This window comes from Lyngbya aestuarii BL J (assembly GCF_000478195.2).
Taxonomy (GTDB): Bacteria; Cyanobacteriota; Cyanobacteriia; order Cyanobacteriales; family Microcoleaceae; genus Capilliphycus; species Capilliphycus aestuarii.
Window position 1 is genome coordinate 1 of record NZ_AUZM01000073.1, and the last position, 20,278, is coordinate 20,278.

The following is a 20,278-nucleotide window of genomic DNA, read 5'->3' on the forward strand; positions in this document are numbered from 1 at the left end:
TGCATCCTCTGAAATCGCTAAAGAGGGAGTAGGGGAAAATTCTTCTTCAACAGGAGACTCTTCGATAGACTCCTCGATAGACTCTTGGCTTACCTCTGTCGGAGAATCTAACTTCAGGGTTAACTCCACTGGGGCAGGTGCAGGTATAGGTGGACTCGGTGGACTGACCTCAATTAATTCTTCTTCATTTTCCTCTAACAGATCTTTGGGTGAGGGGGGGTCTTCTCCGGGTAAACAGACCGTCACGATCACATTTCTAGAATTTTTTGGAGTTTTACTCGAAAGCATCAGCGGGGAAATACCCATCATCGCGTACATTTGCTGTTCATCGGTAGTCATTTCAACAGAAACCACTTCTGGCGGTTCGGTTGTGGGTTTGAGAGTATCTGATTTAGCTGTGCGACTGCGTTCGGCTAATCCACTTCTAGAAGATAATCCCTCTGATAATTGAATTTCAGAGCGATTTTCGGTGTATCCACTGGTTGGGGTTAAGCGCAAATTATTACGACTGGGTTCATCTTCGCGAACCAAAGAATCCAAATCTCCAATTCGCCGCCGCCGCCGCCGCCGAGCATTACTTCCGGTATGATCTTGATAACTCGGATGGTTAATTAACTCTAATTCTTGTAAATTGCTGACTGCATCTAGTTCGACTGTTTCCGGTTCTGAGCGAGTTTGGGGTGCATCCAAGATCACGGTTTTTGCAAGTTGCTGTTCTGTTGTTTCTGGTAAACCGACAGACGAGCTATTACGAGGCGTTAGGACAATTCGTTCTGCACTACTGCTACTGTTGCTACTGCTACTACTAATACTGCTTTCTGGAAGTTCAACTTCTGCCAACTCACCCGGAAGATGAACTAAATGCCCTAAACCGCTACAAGTCGGACAAGGACGACCAAATAACTCGTAAATATTTTGTCCTTGACGTTTGCGGGTTAACTCGACTAATCCTAACTCTGACAATTGAGCAATTTGAGGTCTAGCTTTGTCGGCTTTGAGAACTTTATTAAAATGTTCTAGCACTTGCAATTGATCGCGGCGTGAATCCATATCGATAAAATCGACAATAATTACCCCAGCAATATTGCGTAAACGTAACTGACGGGCAATTTCGGTCGCTGATTCACAATTAGTCCATAGCACCGTTTCTCGCGAAGTCGCCGAACGAGTAAACGAACCGGAGTTAACATCAATCACCGTTAAGGCTTCGGTTGGCTCAATCACAATATAACCCCCGGAAGGCAGATCAACCCGAGGTCGCAAAGCTTCGCGAATTGCCGCATTCACCCGAAAATATTCTAGAATCGGAATGCGTTCTCGGTGGTGATCAATCAAAACGCCCTGGGGTGCTTTACCGACACTCCAATTCATCAGGTGTTGCTTGACGCGCTTAATCCCCGTATGAACATCAACGACAATGCGATTGACATCGCCGCTGTACATATCGCGCAATACCCGTTGAATAAAGTCATCATCGCGATTGAGTAAAGCCGGAGGTCGAGTGGAACTGGCTTCTTGCTGAACATTTTCCCACTGTTTTTGCAAGCTTTCTAGGTCTTCTAAAATGGCATCTTCTGCCATACCTTCGGCTTCTGTTCGCACGAGCAAACCCATTCCCGATGGTTTAATTAAGATTGCCAGCGCTTTCAGGCGATTCCGTTCAGTTTCAGAGCGAATCCGACGGGATAAATTGACGCCCCGTCCATAGGGCATCAGAACTAAATAACGGCCCGGTAAGGTGATATTTCCCGTCAATCGTGGGCCTTTTGTACCTGTGGGTTCTTTCATCACCTGCACCAATACTTTCTGTTGAGGTGCTAATAACTCGGTGATTGAACCCGAAGATTTTTTCAGTCGTAGGGGTCCGAGATCAGAAACATGGATAAATCCATTTCGTTCTGCATCCCCTATATTGACAAAAGCGGCATCAATTCCAGGCAAGACATTTTCAACAACTCCCAGATAAATATCACTGACTTGGTGACTTCCTGTCGCAACAACGAGTTCTTGAATTTGATCTTCGGAAAAAACAGCCGCAATTCGATGCTGTTCGGCAATGATAATTTGTTTTGACATCTAATTTCCTCAAAACTTTGCAACACAAGAGGCAGCTACGCTGCGTGTACCTCGGATGTTGACTTGAGTTGTTCTCGGAGCGTCTCCGCAGGAGAAGGGTTGATAAATGATGTTTCTTCTAATGGATTGAGTCGGAACGGGAGAATAACCCATTTGAATCGGCTCACAGATCATTTCCACAATAATAAACTGAAACAGATATTGATCATGAAAAACGGATTAAGCCCAGTTCAAGCAGCATAGATTTTGACAAACAAGTGTACAAAGCGAATCCGTTAAAACTGAAAAATCGTTCAACTGAGATCTCACCACGACAGTCGCTTCTCTTAGGCAGATCCCAAGACCACACTGTTTCCTGATCTCCGATTTTCGCTTTTTCTGCTAACGATTCATCGTTGTCCCTTGACAAGCAAAATGGTGCAACTGAGGTCTTTCCTTGTGATCTAAACTAGCCTGTTGACATGAGATAAACGGTAATCATTTTTTGTTAATTGAGATCCGGTTGACAATTCACGGTTCTGAACATCTGTTTAACTCTGCTGCCATCAGAGAAGAATACTACTTTGCAGTGGTTTTTGGGAAAAAGAATGATTAACATTAATTAACATTAAAATCATTCCTGAGTTGGCTTAACTGATCCCTTAACTATCTGTTGCTCATTCCTTCTTCACTGAGTGAGGTGGGTTCGTTTGGCTTCAAGGACGCTTAACAGGTCACTCACTCAATATACTGCTTACCCTACGAAAAAATTTTGCCCCATCGTTATTAAGCAAATTTAACTAGAGTTTCAGCAATACCAACCCGGTTTCTCAATAGGGTTAAAGGTTTGAAAGTTTGATATTCTATTCTGACGGAGTTGCTCCACTCGAGAAAATCTCAAGACTCTGCGGTACTCTGACAAGAAGGGCTTGGCGCTCAAGAAACTAAGTTTCTCAAGAGGTTAGTCTAGCAAACTCAAACATTCCCTATTTTAGGCTCAAGACTACTTTTTTTGCCGCTGACTCTAAGATTGATCATCGATTCCCTGAGCGACCTCTTGCCCTCATAAATAATCGGATTACCGACTCTACGGGCGCAGTAATTTAGGCAAATTTCAAGGTTGGCTGATGAACCCCAGTTTCAGTAGAGACGTGCTATAGCGTGTCTATACACCGGAAAAACCTAACCAGCACGGAGAATTCTACAACGATCAACTGAACCCTTTAACTAGAATTTTAGACCGATCTGTTGGTTCAATTCTCAAAGTTTTGACGAATCTCTCCGAACAAAATCGTTCTGTTGGGTTCTGACCTCAACCCCTATGAAGTTCTCCCATTAGAGGTTGTTTGGATAAAACGGTGTAAAATTTTTCCCAGGTGATATACCGATTACACTGACCCACTCTAAGTAGGAGGGCAGCTTTTTTCCGGAACCTTCCCAGTTGAGTTCTTCTGAGTCTCGGTTGTCTCACCGATCTAAACAAGCGACTCTAGCTAAAGATTGTCACCGCTTGTAGCCTTAGCCCTAAATTCTATAATAACATCTATTTTGATTCAACAAAAGAGAAGCTATTTCCCAAAGGGAATAAAATCTAGTTAACAGCCCTCCGAAATTAACGCCCAAGGCACTCTCGGAGTGTTGCTCTACGCTATTATTACTGAAGGATCAAGCGCTGACGGTGAATGTGCAGCAGTTGAAATTCCTCCTGGCTAACCTGTTCTAACATATAGAGAATCTGTTCTGGACGGAGTTGAGTGCCATCATTACGACAACCGCCGACATACCGTAAAGTTACCGTTTCCGCATCCTTGGGATCTGATATTCCCGGCTGACAACGGGTAGATGAATCAACTAACTCTAACTCAAACAATTGTTCGCGTAAATTAATGTATCGAGTTTTACCAGATTTGGTTATTTTCTCGTAAATCATCTCCTGACGGTTAACAATTTCGGCGATCCATCCCCGCCATTGCTGTTGATCTAAGCCCAAACCACTCGAACTGAGTGTTAACAAATACTCCGCCTTTTCTAAGGACTGAGACGCAGTTTGCGACTTGACCGATTGATATTCCGCGTGATAGATCGGCAAATCAGCAGGTAAATGAGCCTTTAAGATCTCTATAAACACTGACTTTTCCATCGATTCCGTCAGATCAAATTCGATAATTTCTCCACTACTGGTTGCCCCCAAAGGTAAAGCATTGGCGCAAATGATGCGAGGACTAGGATGATATCCCCCAGTAAACGAAATCGGAAGCGTTGCCCGACGTGTCATCCGATCTAACAATTTCATCAAATCGAGATGACCCACTAAAGCCATATCCCCCTGTTTCCCCATAATCACCCGTATTCGTTCAACTCGTTGAGAGTCGGGGACAAAATGACCGGAAAACTGCGGAATGGGTGGAGCTTCAATCACAATATTGTGTCCAAAATCGACCCCACAAACCCCACAGTGAGAACACCCTTCAAAAGAACAATCCGGGACAATTGCTGCTTCTAAAGCCCGTTGTAAATCAGTTTTTAACCAATTTTTGTCAATTCCGGTATCAATATGATCCCAGGGCAGAGGTTGATCGAGTGACTGTTGAGAGTCTGTTGTTTCAGACTCAGCCAACTCCATCACATTCCACTCTCCATTCTCTATCTGTCGATATTTCCAACTCATACCCGCTTCTGCGATCGCCTCTGTCCAAGCGGCAAACGCCCGATCTTGGCTTTCCCACCAAGCATCCATTCCGGCGCCGAGTTCCCAAGCCCGACGCACCACCGGGGCCAAACGGCGATCGCTGCGTCCGACAAAATCTTCCATTGCCGAAATGCGGATATCGGTAAAATTGGCTTTAACACCTTTCATGCGGCGAAATTCGGCTTTGAGTAATTCTTGTTTGCGTTCAAACTCAGCCGTAGAAACCGAATGCCACTGAAACGGCGTGTGAGGTTTCGGGGTAAAGTTAGAAATTGTCAGGTTAATATTTAGCCGTCGTCGCTTCGGTGCAGTACATTGACGTTGCAACCATCGCACGGTTTCGGCTATTCCCAACACATCGGCATCCGTCTCACCCGGTAAACCAATCATAAAGTACAGTTTCAGCTTATCCCAACCTTGTTCGTAAGCGGTTTTTACCCCTCGTAACAGTTCTTCATTGGTTAACCCTTTGTTGACAATATCGCGCATTCGTTGAGTACCGGCTTCTGGGGCAAAAGTTAGACTACTGTGCCGCATCCCACCAATAATATTGGCAATATTTTCATCAAAGCGATCAACCCGTTGACTGGGTAAAGACAGGGAAACACTTTTATTTTTGAGGCGGTTTTTCACCTCCAAGCCTAAAGCGGGTAAGGCTAAATAATCAGAACAACTCAGCGACAGTAAGGAAAACTCATTATATCCGGTTGCTTTCATGCCTTTTTCAATGGCATCGACAATTTGTTCCGGTTCCACATCTCGCGCTGGACGGGTTAACATTCCCGGTTGACAGAAGCGACAGCCTCTCGTGCAGCCCCGTCTAATTTCCATTGTCAGGCGATCATGGACAGTCTGCACGTAGGGCACCATCGTAATCGAGTAGGCAGGCATAGGAGTCGCTACCCGTCGGAGAATGCGCTTGGGGACATCGGAACGGTTGGGATGTACAGAACCATCGGCTGCCATCTCATAAAATTGCGGCACATAGACCCCAGGAACTTGTGCCAAGTCGAGGAGTAAGTCTTCTCGGGTTAAACCGTTGACCTTGCCTTCTTCGATAATTAGGCCAATTTCGGGTAATAATTCTTCACCATCCCCCAAAGCGATGAAATCAAAAAAGTCGGCGTAGGGTTCGGGGTTGGAGGTTGCTGTTTGTCCCCCGGCAAAAATTAAGGGATATTCTCCGAGGGGAGTTTTGCCGTCAGCGTTTTGGCGTTCTTTCCAAGTTAGGGGAATTTTCGCTAAGTCCAGCATTTCCAGGATATTTGTCGCCCCGAGTTCATAGCTGAGACTGAAGCCGAGAATGTCAAATTCTTGGAGTTCCCGACGGGACTCTACTGCAAATAAGGGAGTTTGGGTTTGGCGGAGTTTGTCGGCCAGATCAGGGGCCGGGAGATAGGCGCGATCGCAAAGTTGCCTCGGTTGAGTGTTAAGGATATTGTAGAGAATGATATGTCCTAAGTTGGAGGCGCCCACTTCGTAGATTTCGGGATAGGTTAATGCCCAATGGACTTGGGCTGAGTCCCAGGGCTTGTGTTTCGCGCCTAGCTCGTTTCCTAAATAGCGAGCAGGTTGATTAATTTCGGGGGTAATGAGCTTTTCGACTGCTACTGGCACTGTAAACCTCGCTTTACATCACTTTCTTTCGGGATTGAGGAATTTTCAATTCCTGAGTCAACTTTAGCGGAGCAATCTTTTGGGTATAACTCTTTGTTGACTTTTATTGATTGATTAACGATTCTTCATTATTATCTTATCGAATATTTGAACGGTAGGGTTGGAGCGGATCTCGGTAAAAGTGGTAATTTAGAGTCAGGGAGTTGAGACTCTAATCAGGCTGGAACAATTTGCTCTATCCAACAATCTAAGTTGATGAAAGAGACGAGAGTTTGATTCTGTGGGGGAGTGGAGTTTCAGATCTGAAAGGGTAGTTGATCGAGAAACTGGGTTGAGTGATACAGATCACTTTAAAGTTTCCTTTACGATCACAAGCATCAAACAGTATTCATTAGAGAATTAATATAAGCAGAGTTACTCCAAATAGCAATTATGGCAGCTACCAACGTAATTCGCCAACTTGTTTCCAAGGCACTTTATTTCAAACGCCTGACACCGGAGATCGAAAATGAGATCAACACCGAACTCAGTCGTCTCGGTTATATTTCGGATACGGACTACGAAGCTCTTGAACTGTTAATGGAAGAAATGGATGCAGGTCGCGTCCAACTCGTTCCCAGTCCTTGAAGAAAAAACCCAAGCCCAGATGAATCGGTGCATCTATATGATCAGATATGGAATCCCGACTCGAAGGGTTTTGACTAAGATTTTAGGTTAAATTCGGACAAACAAATTTTATTGAATTGAAGTGACTCTTTGAGTAAAAATTTACCGTAAATTTTTACATTCTGATTTTGATCAAACAACAATAAACTTAATCCGCTTGAAACCCAAAAGTTCCTAATTTTTTTTAACATTTGATCTGAACCTCTAAAACTCAACTTTTTTGGTATGATCTCTAGGCTATGCCCACCGACTGTTTTTTGCGCTCATGCAATTTGCTAAACGTCTAGAGAAGATTCCCCCCTACCTGTTCGCTGCAATCAGTCGTAAGCGAGAAGAATTACTCGCCCAAGGAATTGATCTGATTAATTTGGGAGTGGGCGATCCGGACTTACCGACACTAACTCCTGTGTTACAAGCGATGCACGCCGCTTTAGACGATCCTCAAACTCACAACTATCCCCCCTATCAAGGTCTAAAAGAATACCGCCACGCTACAGTCAGGTGGATGGAACGTCGGTTTGGGGTGGTTGGACTTGATCCACAAACGGAAGTGATTTCTTCGATAGGCTCAAAAGAAGCCATTCACAACACCGCTTTAGCCTTTGTCGAACCGGGAGACTTGACGTTAGTTCCCGATCCGGGTTATCCAGTCTATCGTACTTCAACATTATTTGCAGGAGGTGAACCTTACCCGTTACCGTTGAAACCTGAAAATCGATTTCTCCCCGATTTAAGTTTAGTTCCTGAAGCGGTTGCTCGTAAAGCTAAATTACTTTGGATCAATTATCCTAATAACCCCACAGGTGCGGTGGCTTCTTTAGAAGATTTAGCAGAAATGGTGGCGTTTTGTCGAGAGTATGATATTTTACTGTGTCACGATCACGCCTATTCAGAAATTGCTTTTGAGGGTTATCAACCGCCCAGTGTTTTGCAAGTGACTGGGGCGAAAGAAACAGCCATTGAGTTTCATAGCTTGTCGAAAACCTACAATATGACGGGTTGGCGAATTGGGTTTGTTGTGGGTAATGCAATTGGAATTCAAGGATTAACTCAAGTTAAAAGTAATGTGGATTCGGGGGTTTTTAAAGCGATTCAACAAGCGGCTATTACTGCTTATTCAACGTTAGAATCAGATCGTCAACCGATACTTTCTATCTATCAAAAACGACGAGATATTTTGGTTGAGGGTTTAAAATCAATGGGATGGTTAATTGAACCTCCGAAAGCAACGCTTTATGTCTGGGTTCCGGTGCCTTCGGGTTATAGTTCTACAGAATTTGTCACTTTACTGTTAGAAAAATGTGGGATTGTTGTTGCGCCGGGGAGTGGTTATGGTGGGGCTGGAGAAGGATTTATTCGCATGGCAATTACAATTAGTGAAGCACGAATTCAACAAGCAATTGAAAGGATGAAAGATGCAGGAATTCTTTATACTTAAAAACCTCTTATAACTTGTGTTTATAAAGTTGCTTCTAAATCTTCTACTTCTAGGGAACTTTAAAAATTGGAGGACGCTAAGTTAAACAAATGATCATCCCTACAAACCATTCCCAATTAAAATAAACGATGCCCAATAATAAGGATGATCGAGATTCTCACTAATACTAACAGGAAGTTCAGTTTCAGAACTTACAACAACAATCCTACCATCAGCTTGGCGCTGACTTCCAACGATTGAAACCTCTCCAGTAATTAACGTATTTTGAGCAATTTGTAAGGCTTCTGTTTTCGTGTATCCTTGTTGTAAAGCGGCATAAAAGCTATTCATTAATACTTGTGTACCACCATCACTAACTTTCCACAACGAAGCCATCACCGCCCTCGCCCCTTGATTTTGAAATTGATAACCGAGTCCGAGAATTTGTTCACCATTATTATCAAACCCACCTAACCCCGTTTCACAAGCACTTAATACGACTAAATCTACATTTGAAAGTGACCAATTTTCCACATCTCTCAATGTTGGATTTTCCCCTTCTCCAAATACAATAAATGATTCTGAAGGATCACCCGGAACAAACGCCGCATGAGTGGCAAAATGCAGCACATTATAACCATTCATTTGAGGTTTAATCGCTTCTAAACTGAAAGCTTCATCCACATAAGCCGTTGTATTAGGAAGGGTATTTTTTAATTCTTCCACTTCAATTCCTGCAAAGGGTAAACCCGCAAATTGTACATCCCGTTCACCTATTTTTGCCGAACGTACTAACGACTGATCTGCAAACGCCCCGGCTAATACTTTCGGTTCGGGTTGGGGTTGAGTGTCAATTTCTTCTAATGATGCGGCGGTAATATTATTTACTCGAAAACGTTGGGCTAGCCACTGTTTACCATCATGTAACGCAACTAATGGAATATAGCGTAAAACTCCATCTGGTGCGTAAATAATCACTTCAGTATTGGCAGCTTTGAGGTCATTTTCAAGCGGTTCAAACAGCCACTTATAGAGTTTTTGGGCGGGTGCAACCGCATCTTGATTTGGGTCTTGTAAGGCTAACCGAAACCGAACAATTGTTCGATAGAGTTCTTCTTTAGTTACATTAACAGTGCGGCGTAGCGGTGGAGAATTGGGTGTAGTAATGACTAATTCTAGCCGATCTTCTAAAATTAAAGGATAAAATAAGACTGCATTCAATTCACCTAACTTATCTCGCAAACGGTCTAATTCTCCCAGAGATAATGTTTGTTCTCGTGCTTCAAAACTGAGTTTTTCAATTAAAGATCTAATTTCAGGACTACGAGAAAATTGATTAAATTGTTGTTTAACTTCGGTTAAGAGTTGATCTAAGCGATTGCGTTTTTGTTCTTCTTCTGGGGTTAAGTTTTCTTTTTGTTGTAACTCTTTTAATTCTGATCCAATTTCTATGACGTTCTGTTGAAGTTCGTTGTAACGAGAGAGGATTTCCTGTTCGGGTTGATAAAATTCGATCCCACTCGCAGTATTAGTATTTCCGCGAACATTTTTGAGGTAATCTTCTAATTCCTGAACTTTGAGTAAGTCCAAAACTCGTTGCGCTTCTAAGACTCGGTTTTCTTTCAATAATAAGTCAGCCAGACGACGATATCGACCCTCAATGGTTTCGATGTACGAGAGTTGTAAATCACTCGATAAACCTTGAATATCCTTGCGAATCAATTCTGTGACGTTGACAGATTGCTTTAGAAATGTAATTGCGAGTTCAGGTTGGTTTTGTTGTTCTAGTAAACTACCAATATTACTGAGAGAAAGAGCCTCCCCTGAGCGATCGCTGATTTCTTGAAAAATGGCTAAAGACTGCTGATAGAATTCTATCGCTTTTTGAGACTGCCCCAAACGATGGTAAGCCCAGCCCAAATTGTTGAGAGAAAAAGCCTCCCCATTGCGATCGCCGATTTCTCGTTTGATGGCTAAAGACTGCTGATAGAATTCTATGGCTTTTTGATACTGCCCCAAACTATCGTAAGCAGCACCCAAATTGTTGAAAGATCTCGCTTCCCCATTGCGAGTGCCGATTTCTTGGTATATGGCTAAAGACTGCTGATGGAATTCAATGGCTTTTTGAGACTGCCCCAAACGATGGTAAGCCCAGCCCATATTACTGAGAGAAAGGGCTTCCCCATTGCGAGTGCCGATTTTTTGAAAAATGGCTAAAGACTGCTGATAGAATTCTATGGCTTTTTGATACTGCCCCAAATTATTGTAAGCCCAGCCCAAATTGTTGAGAGAAAAAGCCTCCCCTGAGCGATCGCCGATTTCTCGTCTGATGGCTAAAGACTGCTGATGGAATTCTATGGCTTTTTGATACTGCCCCAAACTATCGTAAGCGTTGCCCAAACCGCCCAGAGAACCCGCTTCCCCATTGCGATCGCCAATTTCTCGTGCAATGGTTAACCACTGCTGATGGAATTCTATGGCTTTTTGATACTGCCCTAAACTACGGTAAGCATTGCCCAAACCGCCCAGAGAACCCGCTTCCCCATTGCGATCGCCGATTTCTCGTGCAATGGTTAACCACTGCTGATGGAATTCTATGGCTTTTTGATATTGCCCCAAACTACTGTAAGCAATGCCCAAACCGCCTAGAGAAGTCCCTTCCCCTTGGCGATCTCCGATTTCTCGTGCAATGGTTAACCACTGCTGATAGAATTCTATGGCTTTTTGATACTGCCCCAAACTACCGTAAGCACTGCCCAAATTGCCCAGAGAAGTCCCTTCCCCTTGGCGATCTCCGATTTCTCGTGCAATGGTTAACCACTGCTGATAGAATTCTATGGCTTTTTGATACTGCCCCAAACTATAGTAAACATTGCCCAAATTGCCCAGAGAACTAGCTTCCCCATCGCGATCGCCGATTTCTCGTGCAATAGCTAACCACTGCTGATGGAATTCTATGGCTTTTTGATACTGCCCCAAATTATTGTAAACATTACCCAAACCGCCCAGAGAACCCGCTTCCCCATTGCGATCACCGATTTCTCGTGCAATAGTTAACCACTGCTGATAGAATTCTATCGCCTCTTGGTATTGCCCCAAACGACGGTAAGCATTGCCCAAACTGCCCAAAGATCTTCCTTCCCCATTGCGATCGCCTATTTCCCGATAAATTTCTAATGCTTGTTGAAAAGATTGTAATGCTTCTTGAAACTGGCTGGTTTTATATTGTTGAATCCCTTGTTCTAATAATTGATCGGCTTGGGCTTTTCGTTGATCTTGACTTTGCGCGAGAACCGGAGACTCAGCCAGAACGTTCATCGGTACAATATTCGCCCATATGCTAATTACCACCGCAACGGTTAAGGCTTTTAGACTTATCATAAGAGTTGATTTAGGGGTAGATGTTCTTTCCGCTTAAACATATATTAGAGGTGGAGTTGGTTATGCAATTGAGAGTATCTCTGGATCAAGATTCAGTTCTCGCAGTTTAGCGGCTAATTTTTCTCTTTGTTGGCGTTCAACTTCTAGTTGCGGTTGTGTAGCTTCCCGTTGGAGTTGTTCAGTTTGAGCGGATTCTTTCACCTTCGGGGATAAAAAACCTCAATATTAATATTTAATTCCCGAAAATTTATATCAAATCCATTTTATTTTAGACCGATTCCTGCCCTTGTTTGTAAAAATTTGAATCCTTTTAATCCCAATTAGACGGCTTTGAACTATAATAAAAGACTAAACTCATCAATGGGTGGCATTCATCCAATTGTTTGCGAGGCGAATCTAAAATTCAACATCTAATGACTACAACTCCCCGTCGCTATCACATCACAACCTTCGGCTGTCAAATGAACAAAGCCGACTCAGAACGCATGGCTGGAATTTTAGAAGAAATGGGGTTACTTTTCACCGCAGACCCCAACGAAGCCGATGTCGTTCTCTACAATACTTGCACCATTCGCGACAACGCCGAACACAAAGTCTATTCCTATTTGGGAAGACAAGCCAAACGCAAACACACTCAACCCAATTTAACCCTAATTATCGCCGGATGTGTCGCCCAACAAGAAGGTCAAACGCTACTGAGACGGGTTCCTGAACTGGATTTAGTCATGGGGCCACAACACGCCAACCGTCTACAAGAATTATTAGAACAGGTTGATGAAGGGAATCAAGTTGTTGCTACAGAACCGATTCATATTGTTGAAGATATCACAAAACCTCGTCGAGATAGCAATGTTACGGCTTGGGTAAATGTGATTTATGGCTGTAATGAACGTTGTACCTATTGTGTGGTTCCAAATGTACGCGGAATTGAACAGTCAAGAACTCCCGAAGCTATTCGTAGCGAAATGGAAGAATTAGGACGTTTGGGTTATAAAGAAGTGACTTTATTAGGTCAAAATATTGATGCTTATGGCCGAGATTTACCGGGTTCTACGCCGGAAGGACGCCACAAACATACTTTAACTGATTTGTTGTCTTTTGTTCACGATGTACCGGGAATTGAACGTCTGCGGTTTGCCACCAGTCATCCCCGTTATTTTACTGAACGTTTGATTAAAGCTTGTGCAGAACTTCCTAAAGTTTGCGAACATTTTCACATTCCGTTTCAGTCGGGTGATAACCAAATTTTGAAGGCGATGTCACGAGGATATACTCACGAAAAATATCGTCGCATTATTAATACTGTTCGTGAATATATGCCGGATGCGTCTATTAGTGCCGATGCCATTGTGGGGTTTCCGGGTGAAACCGAAGAACAGTTTGAAAATACTTTAAAGTTGGTTGATGAGATCGGATTTGATTTGTTGAATACTGCGGCTTATTCGCCCCGTCCAGGAACTCCGGCGGCGTTGTGGGAAAATCAAGTTCCAGATGACGTAAAAGCAGATCGTTTACAACGATTAAATCATTTAGTTGGGGTGAAAGCCGCCGAACGATCTGGGCGGTACTTCGGACGCATTGAAGAAGTGTTAGTAGAAGGGGAAAACCCCAGAGATCCTTCTCAGGTGATGGGACGGACACGCGGAAACCGTTTAACCTTTTTTGCGGGAAATCTTGCGGAATTGAAGGGTAAAGTCTTGAAAGTGAAAGTAACAGAAGTGCGGCCATTTAGCCTCACTGCTGAAGCAATTGAGTTATGTGTAAGCCGATGATTACTAAAATTAGTAAAGCAAATTCTAGCAGCGTTCGCAAGTTCAGTGCGTTGTTAATCTTGGGTGTAATTGGGATGGGAACGATGGCTTGTGAAAGTTCATCTTTGGTGTTCAAACAAAACCCAACAAAAACGGCTATTTTCGATCAAAATTCGGAACCAAATTTACCGACAACCCGGGAAAATGGGGATTTTATCCGTTCATCTCAAAAAACTTGGGAAGCAGTTAATGCGAACTCAAATGGGTTAAATTGTCACGGTCTTAATCTCAGTTATGAAGAACTGATCGATCCGCGAAATTCGGTGAAACTTGACATTGAAAACTGGCCGGTTGTCGGTCAACTCAAACAAGGACAAGACTTTGAAATTAACCTCGGACCCGCCGGATTAGGGATGGTTTATGATGCCCAACAAAATCCCTGGATGTATGTAGAAAATACTCGGGGAGAAAACGGCCCAAGTAATTGTTTTGTCCGGGCTAATCGTCGTTTTGTCAAGCCCATTTCCGTAAAAGCGTTTAATCAAGGTTAAAAGTCAACGCTGGGGAATTCATCCATTGTTCTTGATCAATTCTTATATCGCAAACCGTAAAGTCTTGATAAAAATTTTAACCGATTACCACTCCAATAAACAAGGGGCTTAAGCCCCTCATCTTATTGACTCATCGTCGTTCCTGAAGATCTTGAAGCCTGAATTTTTGAGCGGATTTCCTCAGTTTGGGTCAACAAATCTGATTGAGAAAATTGATTTTGTTCTCCGGTTTTCAACCATTTTAAATTCACGGTTTGATTTTCAGCTTCTGCATCTCCCAACACTAAACAAGCCACCGCCCCACTGCGGTCAGCCCGTTTAAACTGTTTACCAAAAGCGCTCCCACTCAAATCAACTTCAACGCTAAATTCAGCATTGCGTAACTTTTGGGCTAATATTGTCGCTTGACTTTCGGCTAATTCCCCGCGAGAAACGATATAAAAATCAAGTTCAGACTGCGGTAAATTCTGGAGTTGCTGCAAAAGCAAAATCAACCGTTCTAAACCCATCGCCCAACCGATAGCAGGCGTATCTGGGCCACCGAGTTCTTGAACTAAACCATCATACCGCCCACCTCCACAAACCGTTGCTTGGGCGCCGAGATCATCAGAGATAATTTCAAAAGCGGTATGAGTGTAATAATCCAGCCCCCGAACCAAACGAGGATTAAGTGAATAACTAATCCCTAACCCCGCTAATAATTGCTGTACCTTGTCAAAATGAGTGCGAGATTTTTCACCCAAATAATCAATAATACTGGGTGCATTTTGAGTAATTTCTTGAGTACGTCTGTCTTTGCTGTCAAGAATCCTGAGAGGATTACGAGAAAGACGATCTTGAGAATCAGCATCGAGTTCATCTTTGTAAGGCGTCAGATAATCAATTAACGCTTGACGATAACGCCCCCGATCCTCTAAATCTCCGACAGAATTTAAGTCTAGGCGGAGATTTTTTAGACCCAACGCTTGTAAAATATCAGTAGCGATCGCAATCACTTCCACATCAGCACGGGGATTGTTACTTCCAAGAACCTCCACACCCAACTGATGAAATTGGCGTTGTCGTCCAGCCTGGGGGCGTTCATAGCGAAACATCGGCCCGGTATACCAAAGTCGTTGAACACCACCGACATGGAGTTTATTTTCAATATAACTACGAACCACCCCTGCGGTTCCTTCTGGACGCAAAGTAATCGAACGATCGCCGCGATCGCTAAAGGTGTACATTTCCTTCCCGACCACATCAGTCGCTTCCCCGATCCCCCGTTCAAATAAACTGGTTTGTTCAAAGATCGGTGTGCGAATTTCGAGATAGTTAGCTTTGCAAAGAATTGTTCTGGCAATAGATTCTACCCATTGCCAATATCCCACCTCATCTGGGAGAATATCTCGCGTTCCCCGTATCGCTTGAATTAGTTCCATCTTTACCGTTATCAGTGATCAGTAGGCAACCATGCAACAGGCAAAAGGCAGTTTACAGTTTACAGTTACCAGTTTTGTCAGTTATCAGTAATTAGTGACCAATTGTTTCTTTTGACTTCTGACTTCTATCTGTTCCCTAAGATTGCAAACTAAGTCTCGCCGGAAACCGCCGGGCCGCAAGGCAAGCGCTGTTCCCTCTCTTGGTGCGCGTTACGCAGAGCGGATTGAGAATCGCGCCTAGTCGCACCGCTGTTCCCTGTTCCCTATCGCCTGTAAAACCTCCCATGTCCCATAGCGATCGCCATAATAAGCCAAAATCTGATCGACCTGTTGACGACTCGCGGAAGTGATATCGTCTTGATATTCTATCCAAAGACTGCCGACTTGGCTGCGTCCGTAGTCAAACGGGGGAGGCTGTGAGGGTTCAGAAACACCCTGAATCGGGTTTAAACCGGTTTTAACCCCCTCAACCTGGCGCAAATGAGCCGCCACTTCTCGGTAGACGGCCAGCGGTAATCGGGGGCATTGGATTTGATAGCGCAGTTGTTTGGAATTGGCTGTTTGCATCAATGCTTTTGTGAGTTGACTTGCTTTACTCAACAGACACCTGCTGTTCTTGGGCCTGTTGGGATGGTTTAGGCAAAATACAGCAGTTGAAATTATCCAGACATACTTTACCCGATTTCAACGCCCAACTCACGAGGGCAACTCGGTTCTCTGTTTCTGTCTTGGTGAGAATATTGCTGATGTGGTTGTCTACAGTCCGCTTACTGATTTCGAGCTGCTCTGCAATTTCCTGATTTGTCAACCCGGTGGCTATCAGATCAACGACCTGTAATTCCCGCTCTGAAAGGGAAACTGGGGTATGAGACTTACTCTGCGTCATAATAATTTTCTATCTCTGCATAATTACCTATTTATAATTCTAAGAGGTGAACTATAAATTAAGAACGAACCGTTAAGTAAGAATTAATTTTTGTTATTTCTAACGTCCCGGATTTCCCTCTCCGATCTTTGTCTGTAAGTACAATTCTCTATGATTATGATCAACCCTGCTCGTGTTCTTTGTATAGGTGAAATTTTATTTGATTGTTTAGCGGATCAAACCGGGCGATCGCTTGAACAGGTTGCATCTTGGACTGCTTATCCGGGGGGCGCTCCGGCGAATGTTGCCTGTGGCCTTGTTAAGCTCGGAATTCCGACGGGTTTAATTGGTGTAGTGGGAATGGATGAAGCGGGGATGCGGCTTGTCCAACTGTTGCGACAGGTTGGGGTACAAACCACTGGAATTCAGCAATACCTCGCCCCCACTCGAAAGGTGTTTGTCTTGCGTTCAGACGACGGTGAACGGGAGTTTGCAGGGTTCGGAAAGCCTCCGACTAACGAGTTTGCTGATACCCATCTACAAGCGAGTCAAATCCCTGAAAGCTTGTTTGTTGATGCTGATTTTCTGGTTTTAGGGACGATCGCTCTAGCTTATCCTGAATCTCGCCAAGCCTGTATTCATGCTCTCAAAATGGCTGATCGCTATAATCTGAAAATCTTGGTTGATATTAATTGGCGTCCGGTTTTTTGGTCAAATCCTCTCGATGCACAGCGGTTAATTCCTGATTTGTTGAAACAAGTTGATTTTGTGAAAGTTTCAACCGAAGAAGCGAAACTCTTTTTTAATACGACTGATCCGATTTCTATTCACTCTCAATTCGATTCGATTGAAGGGGTGATGATTACAGATGGTCAACAGGGCTGTGCTTATTCTCTGGGAGAATTTCAGGGAAAAATTCCAGCTTTTGACGTCAAGGTTGAGGATACAACGGGGGCTGGTGATGCGTTTGTGGCGGGGTTTATTCATCAACTCTATCAGTATGGAATTCGAGGTTTAAATGATCCAGAAACGATTAAAAAAATGATCACCTATGCCAGTGCTGTTGGGGCTTTAACGGTGACTAAACCGGGGGCAATTTCCGCACAACCCACAGCAGATGAAGTTGAGGCTTTCTTGAAATCGGTCTAGTCTGAATATCTCTACAACATTAACTTCTGTTTAATTTCTTGTACAATCTCTGAGGGAGTCTGGGAAATATCTACCCAAATTCCCCCAGTGGGTTCTTCTAAGTCTTCAAATTGACTTCTGAGTAAGTCTGCTTTCATAAAATGATCGTGGCGTTTGATCATCCGATCTTTAATCAGTTCAAATGATCCTTTTAAATAAACTAATTCCATTTTTTCGGTATCTCGCCACAAGATTTGACGATATTTTTCTTTTAATGCTGAACAGGTTAAAACGACATTTTGATTGTCTTGTAACCATTGATCAATAGTAGTTTGCATTCTCTCTAGCCAAGGCTGACGATCTTCATCGGTTAATGGAATATTATTAGCCATTTTCTTAATGTTTTCATCGGGATGAAATTCATCCGCATCTCTAAACTGAAAATTGAGACTCTCAGCCAATTTCTCACCGATGGTTGTTTTTCCTGAACCCGAAACGCCCATCACTAAAATAATCATGCTTACCAACAAAATAACCTCTGATTCTTATTATAAATCAAGGTTGAACTTTCGGTAAAATAAAGGTGGCTTGTACGGGTCGATGATCGCTTTTTTGAGAGGTATCCGGACAATAATCGGCTTCAGGATAGAGGATTTTAGAAGAAGCGGATCTGGGTTTGATTTGACGAGAAATAAACACAAAATCTAATACCGTATTATAACGGCTACTGCAATGAGTCGCAATGATTTCTTGAGGACGAACCCAAGTAAAAACATCATTTTCGGTTAATAAATCATAGCCAGGATCGCGTTTATAATCGCCATTTTTGACATCCCAATCAAAGTTATAATCTCCCACCGCAATAATTGGAATTGTCTGTTTTTGCGCCCATCGGTTCAGTAAACGGGCTTGTTCATGGCGACCTTGATCATTGGTTCGATACAAGTGATTGACGATAAATAAAAATTCTTGTTGAGTTGATTTGACTTGAAAATGTCCGACTAAAGCCGCCCGCACTGAACCGCCAATATTAATTTGATTAAGTTCTTCAAATTTAATTAGATTAAAATCATTACTATTATAAACAATTGCGAGTCTATCTGCTTTTCCGGTGCTTCCTAACACCGATTTAAAATCAGCTTTATTATTGACTTCAATCGCCGTTTCAAAACGATCCACCCATCCTTGATTCTGGACTTCAGAAAATCCCCAAAAATCAACGCCTTGAATCGGTTGAATATATTGATCTGCAATATAATTGGGGTCAGCATCTCCAGATTCAACATTAAAGCCAATCACCGAGAGTTGGGTCACGGACTGACAGCCACCCAATAGAGTCAAAAGAACAGCAAACAGAGGAATAGATCGAGATTTCATAATAGAGTTTAAAAGAGTGAAAAATATGATACTGTAATGGAGTAGGATTAACCGCAGTCTGGGAGATTCGGTATCATTGTCGGAGAAATCGAGTTGAGTTTATTGTAGTTCTAAATTCAGAAAAATGGGAATTGAAATTGAACGCAAATTTTTGGTCAAAGATGATCGTTGGCGATCGCTAGGAGTCGGGATACTGTATTGTCAGGGCTACATCTCTAGCGAAAAAGGACGAACTGTGCGCGTTAGAATCATTGGAAATCAAGGGTATTTAACCATAAAAGGGCCTGTTTCGAGTCGAGTTCGATCTGAGTTTGAATATGTGATTCCGGTTGAAGATGCAAAAGAAATGTTAGAGACATTATGCGATCGCCCGTTTATTGAAAAGAAACGACATAAAATTTCCTTGGGGGATTTGATTTGGGAAGTTGATGAGTTTTTTGGAGACAATCAAGGCTTGATTTTAGCCGAAGTTGAATTAAAAGACCCCAATCAAATGATTGAAATTCCCGACTGGATCGCCGAAGAAGTTTCCCATGATGCTCGTTATTTTAACTCAAATTTAGCCAAAAATCCTTATAGTCAATGGGAGGAAAATAAAACTTAAATTGCAGTAAAAAATGGCTATTTATATTATTAAATATTCTGGCTGTTACAAAGAAAATAATCGATGTATCATTATAAATAAGCTAGGTTTAAACGTTAGTCAGGAGAACAACAACGGTGACAACTGAACAACAAATCAGTCAGCAAGAGTTTGAACAACTGAAGTCGGAACTCCACGACACCCGCGAGGAACTTGAACGCATTCAGGCGCAGTTTGATGAGGTATTGGGAGAGTTGGAACAAACCCATTTTCAGCTACACCAAATAAAACAACAAGAACAGTCTTCTTCGGAGTCGGTTCAACAGGAGTTACAAAAAACTAAACAGGAGTTAGAACAAAAACAAACACAGTTACAGCAAACTGAGGAAGTCTTAGAACAGTCTCATACTCAACTCAAAGAGACGATGGAAGTTTTAGAAAAATGTCACGCGGAGTTACAAGAAACTCGTCAGGCGTTAGTCGAAAAACAAGAACAGTTTGAACAGTCTCAGTCAGAGTTTAAACAGGTTTCTCAGGAGTTAGAAAAAACTCAATCAGAATTAGATAAAATTAAACAAGAGTATGATAATATTAAAGTGGAGTCACCACAAAAACAGGATAAATTAGAACCAACTCAACAAAATTTACAACAAAATTTACCGCAGCAACCAAAACCCCATATTTCTGAAAATTTTTCAATTGCTGTGTCGGAGTGGGAGTTATTTTGATGATTCTTCAAATCCCTAGTCAGGGAATAAATGTCTCATCTCAAAACCT

16 protein-coding genes are annotated in these 20,278 nt (G+C 42.9%); 7 read left to right on the forward strand and 9 right to left on the reverse strand.

Features of this window, described 5'->3' with window-relative positions:
• Positions 1–2,076 (reverse strand): ribonuclease E (gene rne, locus M595_RS22450; RefSeq protein ID WP_023068791.1); only part of this gene is annotated, 2,076 nt, incomplete at its 3' end.
• Positions 2,077–3,709: 1,633 nt separating this feature from the next.
• Positions 3,710–6,361, reverse strand: coding sequence for a TIGR03960 family B12-binding radical SAM protein (locus tag M595_RS22455; RefSeq protein ID WP_023068799.1), 2,652 nt, complete (start codon positions 6,359–6,361; stop codon positions 3,710–3,712).
• A 432-nt stretch (positions 6,362–6,793) separates the two neighbouring features.
• Here M595_RS22455 and M595_RS22460 point away from each other — a divergent pair, with 432 nt between their 5' ends.
• Both M595_RS22460 and M595_RS22465 read left to right on the forward strand, forming a co-directional pair.
• A complete protein-coding gene (locus M595_RS22460) occupies positions 6,794–6,988 on the forward strand; it encodes a hypothetical protein (protein WP_009783229.1) in 195 nt (64 codons plus the stop codon).
• A gap of 304 nt (positions 6,989–7,292) precedes the next feature.
• Positions 7,293–8,465, forward strand: a complete 1,173-nt coding sequence (locus tag M595_RS22465) for an LL-diaminopimelate aminotransferase (protein WP_023068782.1) — start codon at positions 7,293–7,295, stop codon at positions 8,463–8,465.
• Positions 8,466–8,564: 99 nt separating this feature from the next.
• Here M595_RS22465 and M595_RS22470 read toward each other — a convergent pair whose 3' ends face one another.
• Both M595_RS22470 and M595_RS30765 read right to left on the reverse strand, forming a co-directional pair.
• On the reverse strand, positions 8,565–11,825 hold the full coding sequence (locus tag M595_RS22470; RefSeq protein ID WP_052001864.1) for a CHAT domain-containing protein: 3,261 nt from the start codon (positions 11,823–11,825) through the stop codon (positions 8,565–8,567).
• Between the two features lie 60 nt (positions 11,826–11,885).
• Entirely contained in the window at positions 11,886–12,026 is a 141-nt protein-coding gene (locus M595_RS30765) for a hypothetical protein (protein WP_023068793.1), read from the reverse strand.
• A gap of 212 nt (positions 12,027–12,238) precedes the next feature.
• Here M595_RS30765 and miaB point away from each other — a divergent pair, with 212 nt between their 5' ends.
• On the forward strand, positions 12,239–13,597 hold the full coding sequence (gene miaB, locus M595_RS22475; protein WP_023068795.1) for a tRNA (N6-isopentenyl adenosine(37)-C2)-methylthiotransferase MiaB: 1,359 nt from the start codon (positions 12,239–12,241) through the stop codon (positions 13,595–13,597).
• Positions 13,594–14,127, forward strand: coding sequence for a hypothetical protein (locus M595_RS22480; protein ID WP_023068787.1), 534 nt, complete (start codon positions 13,594–13,596; stop codon positions 14,125–14,127). Before miaB ends, M595_RS22480 begins: the two co-directional genes overlap by 4 nt.
• A gap of 122 nt (positions 14,128–14,249) precedes the next feature.
• Here the strand turns inward: M595_RS22480 and hisS are convergent, their stop codons facing one another.
• The 3 genes from hisS to pedR all read right to left on the reverse strand — a co-directional run bounded on the left by hisS (position 14,250) and on the right by pedR (position 16,434).
• Entirely contained in the window at positions 14,250–15,548 is a 1,299-nt protein-coding gene (gene hisS, locus M595_RS22485) for a histidine--tRNA ligase (protein WP_023068788.1), read from the reverse strand.
• Positions 15,549–15,785: 237 nt separating this feature from the next.
• The gene (locus tag M595_RS22490) at positions 15,786–16,115 is read right to left on the reverse strand and encodes a hypothetical protein (RefSeq protein WP_040484524.1); all 330 of its coding nucleotides are present in this window, start codon (positions 16,113–16,115) and stop codon (positions 15,786–15,788) included.
• A gap of 25 nt (positions 16,116–16,140) precedes the next feature.
• Positions 16,141–16,434: a photosynthetic electron transport-dependent transcriptional regulator PedR gene (gene pedR, locus M595_RS22495; protein ID WP_023068783.1), complete on the reverse strand. Its 294-nt coding sequence runs from the start codon at positions 16,432–16,434 to the stop codon at positions 16,141–16,143.
• Between the two features lie 150 nt (positions 16,435–16,584).
• Here pedR and M595_RS22500 point away from each other — a divergent pair, with 150 nt between their 5' ends.
• Positions 16,585–17,562, forward strand: coding sequence for a carbohydrate kinase family protein (locus M595_RS22500; RefSeq protein ID WP_023068786.1), 978 nt, complete (start codon positions 16,585–16,587; stop codon positions 17,560–17,562).
• A gap of 11 nt (positions 17,563–17,573) precedes the next feature.
• Here M595_RS22500 and M595_RS22505 read toward each other — a convergent pair whose 3' ends face one another.
• Entirely contained in the window at positions 17,574–18,059 is a 486-nt protein-coding gene (locus M595_RS22505) for a gluconokinase (protein ID WP_023068790.1), read from the reverse strand.
• A 37-nt stretch (positions 18,060–18,096) separates the two neighbouring features.
• Positions 18,097–18,918 carry an exonuclease/endonuclease/phosphatase family protein gene (locus tag M595_RS22510; protein WP_023068792.1) on the reverse strand — a complete coding sequence of 274 codons (822 nt, stop codon included), beginning with the start codon at positions 18,916–18,918 and terminating at the stop codon, positions 18,097–18,099.
• Positions 18,919–19,042: 124 nt separating this feature from the next.
• Here M595_RS22510 and M595_RS22515 point away from each other — a divergent pair, with 124 nt between their 5' ends.
• Both M595_RS22515 and M595_RS22520 read left to right on the forward strand, forming a co-directional pair.
• Positions 19,043–19,522 carry a CYTH domain-containing protein gene (locus M595_RS22515; protein WP_023068797.1) on the forward strand — a complete coding sequence of 160 codons (480 nt, stop codon included), beginning with the start codon at positions 19,043–19,045 and terminating at the stop codon, positions 19,520–19,522.
• Between the two features lie 116 nt (positions 19,523–19,638).
• Positions 19,639–20,229, forward strand: coding sequence for a hypothetical protein (locus tag M595_RS22520; RefSeq protein WP_023068798.1), 591 nt, complete (start codon positions 19,639–19,641; stop codon positions 20,227–20,229).
• Positions 20,230–20,278: the final 49 nt, after the last annotated feature.